This window comes from Luteimonas vadosa (assembly GCF_039543545.1).
Classification (GTDB): Bacteria; Pseudomonadota; Gammaproteobacteria; order Xanthomonadales; family Xanthomonadaceae; genus Luteimonas; species Luteimonas vadosa.
Genome location: NZ_BAABJY010000002.1, coordinates 603,647 through 616,952, shown reverse-complemented (window position 1 = coordinate 616,952; position 13,306 = coordinate 603,647). Strand labels below are relative to the sequence as shown.

General features: G+C 67.0%; 10 protein-coding genes and 1 pseudogene. 3 read left to right on the top strand and 8 right to left on the bottom strand.

What is annotated here, in order from left to right; translation table 11 throughout:
• Nucleotide 1: 1 nt before the first annotated feature.
• Nucleotides 2-472, bottom strand: a complete 471-nt coding sequence (locus ABD970_RS08685; protein ID WP_345295094.1) for a nuclear transport factor 2 family protein — start codon at nt 470-472, stop codon at nt 2-4.
• A gap of 158 nt (nt 473-630) precedes the next feature.
• Here ABD970_RS08685 and ABD970_RS08680 point away from each other — a divergent pair, with 158 nt between their 5' ends.
• Both ABD970_RS08680 and ABD970_RS08675 read left to right on the top strand, forming a co-directional pair.
• Nucleotides 631-2,295, top strand: coding sequence for a long-chain fatty acid--CoA ligase (locus ABD970_RS08680; protein WP_345295093.1), 1,665 nt, complete (start codon nt 631-633; stop codon nt 2,293-2,295).
• A gap of 210 nt (nt 2,296-2,505) precedes the next feature.
• A complete protein-coding gene (locus ABD970_RS08675) occupies nt 2,506-3,375 on the top strand; it encodes a crotonase/enoyl-CoA hydratase family protein (protein WP_345295092.1) in 870 nt (289 codons plus the stop codon).
• A 29-nt stretch (nt 3,376-3,404) separates the two neighbouring features.
• On the opposite strand, the gene ABD970_RS08670 is transcribed toward ABD970_RS08675, so the two are convergent.
• The 4 genes and pseudogenes from ABD970_RS08670 to prfB all read right to left on the bottom strand — a co-directional run bounded on the left by ABD970_RS08670 (nt 3,405) and on the right by prfB (nt 9,564).
• Complete coding sequence (locus ABD970_RS08670; protein WP_345295091.1) at nt 3,405-5,597, bottom strand: ATP-binding protein; 2,193 nt, start codon at nt 5,595-5,597, stop codon at nt 3,405-3,407.
• A 1-nt stretch (nt 5,598) separates the two neighbouring features.
• Nucleotides 5,599-6,663 (bottom strand): annotated as a pseudogene (locus ABD970_RS08665) (HD domain-containing phosphohydrolase); the annotation flags it as partial.
• A 187-nt stretch (nt 6,664-6,850) separates the two neighbouring features.
• On the bottom strand, nt 6,851-8,362 hold the full coding sequence (gene lysS, locus ABD970_RS08660; protein WP_345295090.1) for a lysine--tRNA ligase: 1,512 nt from the start codon (nt 8,360-8,362) through the stop codon (nt 6,851-6,853).
• A gap of 73 nt (nt 8,363-8,435) precedes the next feature.
• Nucleotides 8,436-9,564 (bottom strand): peptide chain release factor 2 gene (gene prfB, locus ABD970_RS08655; protein WP_345295089.1). Its coding sequence is split into 2 segments (ribosomal slippage): nt 8,436-9,488 and nt 9,490-9,564, totalling 1,128 coding nucleotides; the frame shifts between segments, so codons are not numbered across the junction.
• A 137-nt stretch (nt 9,565-9,701) separates the two neighbouring features.
• On the opposite strand from prfB, the gene ABD970_RS08650 reads away from it, so the two are divergent.
• Complete coding sequence (locus ABD970_RS08650; RefSeq protein WP_345295088.1) at nt 9,702-10,043, top strand: hypothetical protein; 342 nt, start codon at nt 9,702-9,704, stop codon at nt 10,041-10,043.
• A gap of 92 nt (nt 10,044-10,135) precedes the next feature.
• Here the strand turns inward: ABD970_RS08650 and recJ are convergent, their stop codons facing one another.
• The 3 genes from recJ to greA are packed head-to-tail and all read right to left on the bottom strand — an operon-like array spanning nt 10,136 to nt 13,302.
• Nucleotides 10,136-11,893, bottom strand: coding sequence for a single-stranded-DNA-specific exonuclease RecJ (recJ, locus tag ABD970_RS08645; protein WP_345295087.1), 1,758 nt, complete (start codon nt 11,891-11,893; stop codon nt 10,136-10,138).
• Nucleotides 11,890-12,831 carry a phosphoglycerate mutase gene (locus tag ABD970_RS08640; RefSeq protein WP_345295086.1) on the bottom strand — a complete coding sequence of 314 codons (942 nt, stop codon included), beginning with the start codon at nt 12,829-12,831 and terminating at the stop codon, nt 11,890-11,892. The genes recJ and ABD970_RS08640 overlap by 4 nt, the downstream gene beginning before the upstream one ends.
• Before the next feature lie 6 nt (nt 12,832-12,837).
• A complete protein-coding gene (gene greA, locus ABD970_RS08635; RefSeq protein ID WP_345295691.1) occupies nt 12,838-13,302 on the bottom strand; it encodes a transcription elongation factor GreA in 465 nt (154 codons plus the stop codon).
• Between the last annotated feature and the right edge of the window lie 4 nt (nt 13,303-13,306).

The following is a 13,306-nucleotide window of genomic DNA, read 5'->3' as shown; positions in this document are numbered from 1 at the left end:
CCTAGAGTGTGCGCTTCCAGTCGGCGCTCGCCAGCAACCACTGGCCGCCCTGGAATTTCCAGCCCGTTTGGACGGCGTAGACCTGCCCCGATTCTGGCAGGAGCCCGCCTTGGCCGCCGGTCATCGCGGCCGTGAAGCGGACCGTGGCGTGCCCGTCACCCATCCGCAGGTCCAGCGGGCCCACCACGTCCATGCCGACCACGCCATGGCGCATCAGGTGCACGGCGGCCAGCCGACGTGCGCCAGCGCGGTCGATTCCCTCGGGGCCGATGAAATCCTCCGCGAGGTAGCGCTCGATCCCCGCGGCATCCCGGTCCTCGACCGCCTCCTGCAAGCCGTCCAGCGCGAGGCGTAGCGCCTGCTCCGACGGCCCGCGGGTGCAACCCGACAGCAGCAAGACCGCAGCCAGCAGCATCGCGCCACTCCAGGTGGCGCCACGCGCCCTGGTGCTCGAGGACTTTGTCCGGTCCATGCGCTCTCCCTCCGTTCGAAGCAGGCTAATCGTCGGTGCGGCGGCTGTAAAACGCGGTACGGCCCGTCGCCTTGCGGCTCCTTGGAGCCTATGCTCCAATCCATACGTATGCGCACGGCGTCACATTCGGCGGCGTTACGCCTGTCCAGGAGACCTTTATGTCCATCGAGCGACCATGGCTGGCCCACTATCCCGAAGGCGTGCCGGCGCAGATCGACGTCGATGAGTTCCCGTCCATCCCGTCCGTGCTTGAAAGCGCGATCCGCACCTACCGGGACCGGCCAGCCTTCTCGAACATGGGCAAGGCCATCACCTATGGCGAGCTGGACACGCTGAGCAGCCATTTCGCGGCCTACCTGCTTGGCGAGTTGGGCCTGAAGAAGGGCGATCGCGTCGCCATCATGTTGCCCAATTGCCTGCAACATCCCGTCGCAACCTTCGGGATCCTGCGCGCCGGGTTGACCGTGGTGAACACCAACCCGATGTACACCGCCCGCGAGCTCAAGCATCAGCTCGTGGACTCGGGGACCAGCGTCGTGCTCGTGCTCGACAACTTCGGTGACGTCGTCGAGAAGGTGCTCGCCGACACGCAGGTCAGGAAGGTGATCACCACGGGACTCGGCGACATGCTCGGCTTCCCGAAGGGACCCGTCGTCAACTTCGTCCTCAAGCACCTGAAGAAGATGGTGCCGGAGTACCACATCGACGGCGCGATCAGGTTCCGGGACGCCCTCTCGGCCGGCTCGAAGCACAAGTTGCCGTCGGTCAACATCAATCCCGAGGACACCGCCTTCCTCCAGTACACGGGCGGCACGACGGGCGTGGCCAAGGGGGCGATGCTCACCCACCGCAACCTCGTCGCGAACATGCAGCAGGCCGCCGCCTGGATCGGAACGGTGATCCGCTACGGGGAAGAGACCATCATCACCGCGCTGCCGCTGTACCACATCTTCGCACTCACTGCGAACAACCTCGTCTTCATGAAGTTCGGCGGCAAGAACGTATTGATCACGAATCCACGGGACATGCCGGGCTTCGTCAAGGAACTCAAGCGCCAGCCGTTCACCGCGATCACCGGGGTCAACACCCTGTTCAACGGGCTCCTGAACACCCCCGGTTTCGATGAGATCGACTTCTCGCCGCTGAGGATGACGCTAGGCGGAGGCATGGCCGTGCAGCGCGCGGTGGCCGACCGCTGGCAGAAGGTCACCGGCGTGACCCTGGTGGAAGCCTACGGCCTGACCGAGACGTCACCGGCGGCATGCATCAACCCGATGGACCTGGTCGAATACAACGGCGCCATCGGCCTGCCCATTCCCTCGACCGATGCCTGCATCAAGGACGAATCCGGCCGCATGGTCGGGGCCGGCGAAGTCGGCGAACTGTGCATCAAGGGACCGCAGGTCATGAAGGGCTACTGGCAGCGCCCCGAGGAAACGGCCAAGGCGATCGATGCCGACGGCTGGCTGCATACAGGCGACATGGCGCGGATGGACGAGCAAGGCTTCTTCTACATCGTCGATCGTAAGAAGGACATGATCCTGGTGTCGGGTTTCAACGTCTACCCGAACGAGATCGAGGACGTGATCGCCATGATGCCCGGCGTGCTCGAAGTCGCCGCCGTGGGGGTGCCGGACGAGAAAGCGGGCGAGGCGGTCAAGGTCGTGATCGTGAAGAAGGATCCCGGGCTGACCGAGGACATGGTCAAGGCCCATGCGCGCGAGAACCTGACCGGATACAAGCAGCCCAAGATCATCGAATTCCGTGATGAGCTGCCCAAAACGAATGTGGGCAAGATACTCCGCCGCGAGCTCCGCGACTGACGGATTTGGCCCCTTGGGCCCACCGCCGGGCAAAACCGTGAACCAGTTCACAGTTATCGCGTGAAATTCATCCCAAAGCGTCGAAAGCGGGCGTAACCCCTTGCCGGACTGACGGTTTAGGCGCATACATGGAGGCCTCGGGCACTCTCTGACCTCTCACGGCACATGGCCGGGCCCGATCGGCCGTCTGCCAGCATTGGGGGATCCTCCATGAACAACGTCGAAAAACTGCAGCGCACATCCACGTTTCCCACCCTTCGCGTCGAGTCCGCCCCCAATAGCGCCGCGCACTGGATGTACATGCACGCCGACATCGGCCGCGGGGTCCGCCCCTGCTTCCGCACGGCACTCATGGAGGACATGTGGGCCTTCCTGACCACGATCACGCTCCGGGATGCCCAGCGCCAGCCCGGCCAGCTGCGGCACGTCGTGCTCGCTTCCGACGCCCCCGCCTTCAACCTTGGCGGCGACCTGGAGCTGTTCTCCACGCTGATCAGGAACAACAACCGGCAAATGCTGCTGGAATACGCGCGGCGCTGCATCGATGGCGTCTACCACCTTCACACGGGCCTTGGTGGCGATGTCCGGACCATCTCCCTGGTCCAGGGCGACGCCCTCGGCGGAGGCCTTGAGCTTGCCTTGTCCTGCCACACCATCGTTGCCGAGGAAGGCGTCGGCATGGGCCTGCCCGAGGTCCTCTTCGGCCTGTTCCCGGGCATGGGCGCCTACTCCTTCCTGTGCAAGCGCGTCTCGCCGCAGCTGGCCGAGAAGATCATCCTTGACGGCAACATCTACAGCAGCGAAGAGATGCACAAGATGGGCGTGGTCGACGTGCTGGTCCCCAAGGGCGAGGGCGAGGCCGCGGTCGACGAAATCATTCGCAAGCAACAGCGTTCCCCGCACGCCTACCTCGCCCTGAACGCGGCCAGGTCGATCGCGCAGCCGGTGGGCTACAACGAACTGATGGGGATCACCGAGGTCTGGGTCGACACGGCACTGGCGCTTGGCGAGAAGTCGTTGCGCACCATGGATCGCATCGTCAAGGCCCAGGAACGCCTCAGCAAGAGCGCCGCGGCCTGACTTAGCAGCCGGATCGCAGGGTCTGCCCGCTAGCCCTTGCGTTCGCTGTTGTCCTGGGCACGCGCGTCCGCGCGTGCCGCGAGGGCGCTCCTGCCCTGCGCCAGCTTTTCACGCAATCCCACCAGCCGCTGGCGCCATTCGCGCGACAGCTGCCAGTCGGGCAGGTGCATCACTTCCCCCGCCCCGGCGGCCAGTTTCAGTAGCCCGAGGTTGCTGGCGACGCCCTTCAGGGCATGTGCCTGCTCCCGGATCTGGTCCCACCGTTCCGCCGCGCCCTGTTGCTCGAATGCAGCCACGCAACCCTGGGCGTCCGACAGGCACTGTTCGATGAATTCCTTCTCGAACGCCTCGCCCATCGCCAATGCGCCAAGCTCGTCGAGAACGCTCGAATCAAGGGTGCCATCCTCCCGCAACAGTGCGCTGTGCGCGGATGCCGGCTTGTCTTCGTCGGGCGCTCCAGCGCTACCGGTCGCAATTTCCGCCAGCGTGGCGAGCAGGCGCGTGGCGACGATCGGCTTGGGCATGAAGGAATGCGCCCCCGCCTCCTCGCACTTGCGGATCGCGTCGGGGGTGACGTCCGCGCTGAACATCACCACCGGCGTCTTGCGGCGGCCTCCGGCCTCCATGACCCGCAGCTGCCTGAGCATTTCCAATCCGCTGATGCCCGGCATGTGCAGGTCCACGATCACCAGGTCGTAGTCGCTCAACTCGACGGCATCGAGGACCGCCTCGCCGTCGCTGACCGCCACGACCTTGTGTCCCGCCTTCTGAAGCAGGCCCTGCAACACCATCCGGTTGGCGGCATGATCGTCTGCGATCAGGACCTGCATCGACCGGATGCGCGCACGATGGCGCAGGAACGGATCGGAGAAGGCAATGATGTTTTCCGTGCGCGCCTGGGCGGCGGCGTCGACCGTTTCCCGCCCTTCGGCCGCTGCCCCGGCGACCTGCGGTTCCACGACCGGAAGCTGGAACGGCAACTCGACCCAGAAACGGCTGCCCTCTCCTTCCGTGCTTTCGAAGCCGATGCGGCCGCCCATCGCCTCGGTCAGACCCTTGGCGATCGTGGTGCCCAGGCCAGTGCCGCCGTGGCGCCTGGACAGGCTCGCGTCTGCCTGTTCAAACGCCTCGAACAACTTGGCGCGTGCCGATGCCGGGATGCCGATCCCCGAGTCCGACACGGTGAAACGAAGGCGCGTCCCGCTGGCGACCTCCGTCTCCGCGGACGCTACCTCGAGGCGCACGAAGCCCCTGTCGGTGAACTTGATCGCGTTGTTCACAAGGTTGATGAGCACCTGGCGCAAGTGCGCGGGGTCACCGAACACCTCGGGCGCCACGTCGTCCGCGATCGCCACGCTGTAGTCCAGCCCCTTCGCCTTGGCGGCGGGGGCGAGGATGAGCCCGATGTTGGCCACCAGGTCGCGGATGGCGAACGACTCGGTGTTCAGCTTGAACTTGCCCGCCTCGATGGCGGAGATGTCCAGCACGTCCTCGACCAGGGCGAGCAGTGACTTCGTCGACGCCTGGATGGTGTCGACATATCCCCGCTGCTCTTCGTCGAGGCGGGTGGTGCCGAGCAGCTCCGAAGTGCCAGACAAGCCGTTGAGCGGGGTACGGAATTCATGGCTCATGTTCGCCAGGAACAGGCTCTTGGCCTCGTTGGCGCGCCGGGCCTCGTTGGTCGCTTGCGTCAAGGCCCGCAGCAAGCCGGATAGATACAAGGGAACCGCCGCCAGTCCCAGCAGGAGCCCAATGCTCAGCGTGCGGTTGTCGGACCAATACGGTGTGAGCGTGATCACGGCACCGAAACTGGCGACGGCCATCGCGACCGCGCAGAACAGGTAGCGATTGCCGTAGCGCAAGCCGTTGCCGACCGTCACCCACATGAGGATGACGTAGACCCATGCCAGCGGCTCGCCCATGACCACCATGGCCGCGCCCATCAAGCCATAGTCGGAAGCCATGCCGATGGCGCGCCGGGCGTGCGATACGCCCGGATCGACCAGGATCGCGACGAGAAGCGCCGTACCGACCGAAAAGCCGGTCACCACCATGAGCATGACCAGCTTGGTCGCGCCGTCCGGCGCGATCCCGAATTGCTCCCGCAGGATCATGTACACGAGGACCACGAGCAGCACCGCGATCCGGACGAGCGCCTGCCCATGCTCGCTGTCCGGGCGTTGCGAGACCCTGGACTTCAGCCATTGGACGGCTGCATTCACTTCAGTCCCCTCCGGTTCCCGGAGCCGGCCGCGGCATGGTGCGTTCGCAGATCGCGTCCACCTTGTCGCGGTTCTTCATCAACGCATCGACGCAGCGGGGATCGAACTGCTTGCCGCGCTCGCTGGCGATGTAGGCCAGTGCATCGCCGACCGTCCAGGCGGGCTTGTAGGGCCGCTTGGAGATCAACGCGTCGAAGACATCGGCGACCGCGACGATCCGGGCCTCGATCGGGATCTGGTCCCCCGCGAGGCCGTCCGGGTAACCGCTGCCGTCGTACCGCTCCTGGTGGCGCAGCGCAATCGTGGCGCCGATCTGTATGAATCGGTTCTCGCTGTCGTTCAGCAGCTCGAAACCGATCTGGGGATGCCGACGCATCATGGAGGTCTCGTCGGAAGTCAGCGGGCCCGGTTTCATCAGGACGGCATCGGGGATGGCGATCTTGCCGATGTCGTGCAGCGGCGCGGCCAGTTCGATCATCCGGACTTCATCCTCGAACATCCCCAGCTCTTCTGCGATCAGGCCCGCGACCTCGGCGACGCGCGCCAGGTTGGCACTGGTGCCCGCATCGCGGTAGGCGATGGCCCTGGCGAGTCGCGACAGCGTCTCGCGCTCGCGTTCCTCTACCTCATGCATGCTCGCCAGCAGCCGCTGCTCCAGGGACAGTGCGCGCTGCTTCACCGACTCGGATTGCTGGCGCAACTGCAGCAGGTTGCGGCAGCGCGCCCGCAGCTCCCTGGGGCGAACCGGCTTGACCAGGAAGTCGATCACGCCGGCATCAAGGGCCGCCTGGCGGACGGGCTCGTCCCCCACCACGGTCACCAGCACGATCGGCACGTCGCGGTGCAGCAAGGGACGCCGGAACCGGCGGGCGAACTCCAACCCGTCCATCACCGGCATCCGGTAATCCAGCAGGAGCAGGTCGGGGCGGTTGTTCTCGCACCAGTGCAATGCGTCCTGGGGATCACCAAAGTCGAGCACGTCGAGCTCGGGGCTGATGTCCTCGAGGATGTGCCGCAGCATGGTGCGGGCCGAAGTCTGGTCGTCGACGATGACGATGTTCACGTGACTGTCGCTCCTTCAGAGCGTCCCCCGGGGGTGGGCCCGGACAGTCTCGCCGGGTGAACAGGTGGCAAGCAAGTCTCGTGCCCTTCGCCTGAATGGGGGAATCGCCGCCTAATCTACCTGAATACGCGAATGATGGGGCCAGACGGTCACTTCCTGACCATGCCTGTCATCCAGGAGCGCGGGGCGGCTAGAGATGCGCCTCGGGCCGCATGTAGGGGAACAGAAGCACGTCGCGGATCGATGCCGAATCCGTGAACATCATCACCAAACGATCGATCCCGACGCCCAGTCCACCGGTCGGCGGCATCCCCACTTCCAGCGCGCGGATGTAATCGGCGTCGTAGTGCATGGCCTCGTCGTCGCCACCGTCCATCGCCTCGACCTGGGCGCGGAATCGGGCGGCCTGGTCCTCGGGGTCGTTGAGCTCGGAAAACCCGTTGGCCAGCTCCTTCCCCCCGGCGAAGAGCTCGAAGCGGTCGGTGATGCCGGGTTCGCTGTCCGATTCGCGCGCCAGTGGCGACACCTCGACCGGGTAGTGGGTGATGAAGGTCGGCTGGACCAGGTCGGCCTCGACCGTCTTCTCGAAGATCTCCAGAAGCAACTTGCCCCATCCGTAGCCCGGCTTGACCGGAATGCCCAGCGCAGCGCAGTGGCGCGACAGGGCGTCCCGGTCGCGGCAGTCCTCCTCGGAGATCCCCGGATTGCGCTCCTGAACCGCCTCGGCCATCTTCCAGCGGCGGAACCTCGGGGTCAGGTCGATGACGCGTCCTTCCCAGGGCAACTGGACCTCGCCCAGCGCCATCCGGGCGACGTCCCGGATCATCGATTCGGTCAGGTCCATGATGTCTTCGTACGTGGCGTAGGCCTCGTACAGCTCGAGCATCGTGAACTCCGGGTTGTGGCGGGTACTGACGCCCTCGTTGCGGAAGTTGCGGTTGATCTCGTAGACGCGCTCGAAGCCGCCCACCACCAGCCGCTTGAGGTAGAGCTCCGGTGCCACCCTGAGATACAGGTCGAGGTCCAGCGCATTGTGGTGGGTGGCGAAAGGCTTCGCCGTGGCGCCGCCGACGAGGTAGTGCATCATCGGCGTCTCGACTTCGAGGAAGCTACGCTCGTCCAGCCAGCGCCGCATCGCGCCGATGATCCTGGAGCGCTTCAGGAACACGTCGCGCGCTTCGCCGGTCACGATCAGGTCGACGTAGCGCTGCCGGTAGCGCTGTTCCACGTCCGCGAGCCCATGCCATTTGTCCGGCAGCGGACGCAACGACTTGGTCAACAACCGGAGCGTGTCGACCTTGACCGACAGCTCGCCGGTACGCGTCCGCATCAGGTTTCCCTCGGCGCCGACGATGTCGCCGACATCCCATCCCTTGAAGGCGTCGTACCCGTCTCCCAGCGCCGCGGCCTGCAGGAACAGCTGGATGCGCCCCGAACCGTCCTGTATCTGCACGAACGCGGCCTTGCCCATCAATCGCTTGGCCATCATTCGTCCCGCCACGACGACGCGCACGCCCGCCTCGTCCAGCGCTTCGCCGGTCCAGCGCTCGGCATCGGCGTATTCCGCCTGGAGCTCGCCGGCATGGTGCGTCCGGCGGAAGTCGTTCGGGAACGCCACGCCCTGCCCGCGCAACGACTTCAGCTTGCCCCGTCGCTCGGCGATCAGGGCGTTCTCGTCAGCTTGCGGCTCGTGTTCTGTCATGGGGAGTTCGTCGGGTGCGAGGTGCAGGAGCGGCATCGGCCGCGCCAAGGATAGTAGGCGTGGCGCCGTGGCGTCACACCGCGTCGCTGCGCTTGGAACCGGCCTCGAGGCCGGATTTCAGGCTGGCCTCGATGAACTCGTCCAGGTCGCCGTCGAGCACCTTTTGCGTATCGGTGCGCTCCACGCCGGTGCGGAGGTCCTTGATCCGGCTCTGGTCGAGCACGTAGTTGCGGATCTGGCTGCCCCAGCCGATGTCGGACTTGCTCGCCTCCAGCGCATCCTTCTCCACATTGCGCTTCTGGACTTCCAGCTCGTAGAGCTTGGCCGCCAGCATCTTCATCGCCGTGTCGCGGTTGGCATGCTGGCTGCGCCCGGTCTGGCAGGCGACCACGGTGTTGGTCGGGATGTGCGTGATCCGCACGGCCGACTCGGTCTTGTTGACGTGCTGGCCGCCGGCACCCGAAGAGCGGTAGACGTCGGTGCGCAGGTCCGCCGGGTTGATCTCGATGTCGATGTCGTCGTCGACTTCCGGCGAAACGAATACCGAGGTGAAGCTGGTGTGGCGCCGGTTGTCGGAATCGAACGGGGACTTGCGCACCAGCCGATGCACGCCGATCTCGGTCTTGAGCCAGCCGTAGGCGTACTCGCCCTGCACGCGGACGGTCGCCGACTTGATGCCCGCCACGTCGCCGCCGCTGACCTCCATGAGCTCGGTCTCCCAACCCCGGCTCTCGGCCCAGCGCAGGTACATCCGCAGCAGCATCTCCGCCCAGTCCTGCGCCTCGGTACCGCCGGCACCGGCCTGGATGTCGACGAAGGCGTTGGCGCTGTCCATCTTGCCGGAGAACATGCGCTGGAACTCGAGCTTGTCGACCTGCCGAGCGTGGGCTTCGACATCGTCGATCACCGCATTGGCGGTGTCTTCGTCGCCCTCGGCCTCGGCAAGGTCCAGCAGCTCGGCCGCGCCGGCCAGTCCTTCGGTCAGGTCGCGGATGCCGTTGACGGTCTTGTCGAGCAGCGAGCGCTCGCGCCCCAAGGCCTGGGCGCGTTCCGGGTCGTTCCAGACATCCGGGTTGCCCAACTCGCGTTCGACTTCCTCCAACCGTTCGCGCCTGGCGTCGTAGTCAAAGAAACCCCCTCAGCGCATCCAGCCGACCGGTCAGGTCGGCGATGCGCTGGCGGACGGGATTGAGTTCGATCATCTCGTGCGCGGCCGTGGCGAAAGACCGCGAATGTTACCAGTTGCAGGCGCCCTGCTCTCCCCCTTCATGCCTCGGCCGCGCCGGCGCGCAGGTGCTTGCGGGAGCGACCGCAACACGGGAGCACCGCGGCTTCGCGCATGTGCAACCGCGCATCGTCGGTCTCCAGCGGTTCGATCGAGCGGACCTTATCCAGGTTGATGATGGGGATTCCACGAAGCCGAACCCATCGGGCCGCGGTCGTCGCGATCCTGGGATTCGCCCGGCGCTGGTGGGCGGCCATCCGTGACCTGACCGAAGCGGGGTTTCCGGTCGGCCGCCTTCACCAGGCCAGAATCGTGGAGATGACGCAAAACTCCCGGACTCATGGGTTGCTGCCGGTAGTGGAAGGACCCTGGCCGCTCCTGTCGACGCTGACCCTGTGGTTCCTAGGCTTCGGCCTCTCGAAACGGGTGCACTGGATGCGCCCGTTCGCGGGTTGAAACGGGTGCCCGGAACCATTCAAGCGGCCATGGCGTGCGCCCGCCGCTTCCCAACTGCGCGCAGGCAGCCGGCAGCAGGGGCTCAGCCCCGCCTAAAAAGCGTCTTCGCGGTGGACGACGACCAGCTGCACTGCATCGCCACCACGGTAGTCGTCGGGCTGCAGGCGATAGGCGATGCGGATGCGCGGTGCAGGCGGCGTACCGTTCCAGCCACCGAAATGGATGCCGGCGATGCGGCCGGCGCCGCTGTCCAGGTCGAGGCGCAGGTGGCGGGTGCCCACGGGCCGCCACGCCAGTACCTCGAAGACACCATCGAACAGCGGCTCGGGGAAGCCCTGGCCCCACGGACCGCCGTCGCGCAGGGCCTCCGCATGCCGGCGATCGAGCTCGCACGCCTCCAGCGGTCCGTCGCTGAGCAGCTCCATCTGCAACAAGCCGGGGTCGATGACGGATTCGGCATGGGCAACGAGGGCCGCTTCGAATGCCGGAAGGGCTTCGCGCGGCAGCGACAGGCCGGCCGCCATGGCGTGCCCCCCGAATTTCCCGATCATCCCGGGTTCGGCGGCGTCCACCGCAGCCAGGGCGTCGCGGATGTGGAAGCCGGGGATCGAGCGCGCGGACCCGCGCAGTTGGTCGCTGCCCGGTTCGGACGGCGCGAAGGCCACCACCGGGCGGTGCATCGCTTCCTTGAGCCGGGAGGCCACCAGCCCGACCACGCCCGGATGCCAGTCCGCGTCGAACAGGCACAGCGCGGAAGGCAACGATCCCGACAGCCCGCGCGAGCAGCGCTCTGCCAGCGCTTCTGCCTCCTCGACCATCCCCTGCTGGACGCCGCGACGCTCGGCATTGATGCCGTCCAGGACCGCGGCCAGCTCGCGCGCACGGCCGGGTTCGTCGCACAACAGGCACTCGATGCCCAGCGCCATGTCCTCCAGTCGGCCCGCGGCGTTGATGCGCGGCGCGATGGCGAAGCCGATGTCGCTGGCGCCCAGCCGCGAACGATCCCGACCCGCGACGTCGATGAGCGCCTGCAGCCCCGGCACGCCGTGTCCGGCACGCAGGCGCCGCAAGCCGGCGGACACGAGGGCGCGGTTGTGCCCATCGAGGGGCACGAGATCGGCGACCGTGCCGACCGCGACCAGGTCGAGCAGGCTGGCCAGGTCGGGTTCCGGATCGGGCAATCTGCCCAGCGCCCTCAGGTGGCGACGCAACCCCAGCAGGACATAGAAGATCACGCCAACACCGGCCAGGGATTTGGCCGGGAAGGCGTCGTCGCGCTGGTTCGGATTGACGATGACGTCAGCCGGCGGCAGAGACTTGCCGGGCAAGTGATGGTCGGTGACCAGGACCGACCAGCCGCGCGCCTTCGCCGCGGCGATCCCGGCGTGGCAGGCGATGCCGTGGTCCACGGTCACCAGCAAGCGGGCCAGGCCCGACGGCGTGGCGCAGCCGGTTTGCGCGAGCGTGTCGACGAGCGACGGTGACAGGCCGTAGCCGTGCGTGATGCGGTTCGGCACGGCGTGCCAGAGGTGCGTTGCGCCCAGCATGCGCAGCCCGCGGATGGCGACGGCGCATGCAGTCGCGCCGTCGCAGTCGAAGTCCCCGACGACCTGGATCGGTCGACCCGTGGCGATGGCGTCGGACAGCAACTCCGTTGCTTGTTGGATCCCGGCCAAAGTGTCCGGCGAAGGCAGTCCCGCCAGGCGGGGGCGTGCCTGCTCGAGCCCGTGGACACCTCGCGAAGCGTAGATCCGACGTAGCACGGGGAGGATTCCGGGGGGCCAGTCGCCACCCCCTTCGGCCGTCGGGCGACGGACGATCGTTGGCCCCGGTGCCGGCAAGGCACTCATTCGGACATCCGCGGCAAGGGGCGCCGCCAGAACCGCCAGCGATCGTTGCGCCGCAACGTCCAGGCCCGACCATCTTGCAAGTCCAGTTCAAGCGCCTCGATCGCGCCCGAGTCCAGCGTTTCCAGCGCGGGCTGCAGCCAGTTCGCGTCCAACCAGGCCAAGTCCCGGCTGGAGGCGAGGTCGTACAAGGCATCGCCTGCCTCCCGCGGGTACTGTTCCGGCAGGGCCTGCAGCCGGCCCGGAGCGGCGAGCGCACGCAGGCTGGTGTCGTCGCCATGGACCGCCGCGTGTTGCGGCAGCGGCGTTGCCGTCGCCTCCGGCAGACTGCCACCGCCCCAGAACCAGAGAGCGTTGACCGGGGGTTGCCCACGGGCTACGCGCATGGCGTTGGACGGGTGGTGGTGCAAGGCCACCTGCACCTCGTTGAGCAGGGCCCGCCACTGCCGTCCGTCGCCGCCTTCGACCAGGTGGTCGAGGTAGTCCTCGCCCAGGGCCTCCCCCGGGTCTGAAAACGCGGGCGGCGTGGCGTCCGGCGGAAGCCGCAGGTACCAGCGATGCGGGTCGGGCGCATCCAGTGCCATCCGGGCCTCGTCGAACAGCGGCTTGAGCACGGAAAGCAGGACACGGCGCTCGTCATCGTCGAGCCCGAGCGCCGGTCCGTGCGCCACAAGGCGCACGCCATTGATGTCGGGGCGCAGGAAGGCCGGGTCGGCACGCAACCAGACGGCGCCGGCGGCATCCCCGACGTCGCCCTGCCGGGAGAGCGCGGCAAGCGGCCAATCTCCCGGCGGCAGGGCGAAATGGCGGCGCAGCTGCGCACGTCGACCCGGGGTCGTGGCGATCGGGCCGTTCGCCCGGCCGAGTGTCCGGGCGGTTGCCTGCGACAACCGTTGCGCGCCGTAGCTGGCGCCATCGGGCAGCAGGAAGGTCGCCCGCACCACCCCTCAGCGGCCGTAGCCGACTTCGACGATCTCGTACTCGCGGGTGCCGCCGGGGGCATCGATGGTGGCGATGTCGCCTTCGTGCTTGCCGATCAGCGCACGCGCGACCGGCGAGGAGATCGCGATCAGCCCCTGCTTGATGTCCGCCTCGAGGTCGCCGACGATCTGGTAGCGCTTCTCCTCGCCGCTATCCTCGTCGGCAAGCACCACCCTCGCGCCGAACACGATCCGGCTGCCGGCATCGAGCGTGCTGACGTCGATCACCTGCGCGTGGGACAGCTCGGATTCCAGCGTCTTGATCCGGCCCTCGATGAAGCCCTGCTGCTCGCGCGCGGCATGGTATTCGGCGTTTTCCTTGAGGTCACCGTGGGCACGCGCTTCGGCGATCGCCTGGATCACGGCCGGCCTCTGCACGGACTTCAGTTCTTCCAGCTCTGCGCGCAGCCGCGCCGCGCCGGTCGAGGTCAATGGC

Excerpts from the sequence above, each read along its gene's own strand:
- ABD970_RS08685 (WP_345295094.1), bottom strand. The coding sequence starts at position 472 with ATGGACCGGACAAAGTCCTCGAGCACCAGGGCGCGTGGCGCCACCTGG.
- ABD970_RS08680 (WP_345295093.1), top strand. The coding sequence starts at position 631 with ATGTCCATCGAGCGACCATGGCTGGCCCACTATCCCGAAGGCGTGCCG.
- ABD970_RS08675 (WP_345295092.1), top strand. The coding sequence starts at position 2,506 with ATGAACAACGTCGAAAAACTGCAGCGCACATCCACGTTTCCCACCCTT.
- lysS (WP_345295090.1), bottom strand. The coding sequence starts at position 8,362 with ATGACAGAACACGAGCCGCAAGCTGACGAGAACGCCCTGATCGCCGAG.
- ABD970_RS08650 (WP_345295088.1), top strand. The coding sequence starts at position 9,702 with ATGTGCAACCGCGCATCGTCGGTCTCCAGCGGTTCGATCGAGCGGACC.
- recJ (WP_345295087.1), bottom strand. The coding sequence starts at position 11,893 with ATGAGTGCCTTGCCGGCACCGGGGCCAACGATCGTCCGTCGCCCGACG.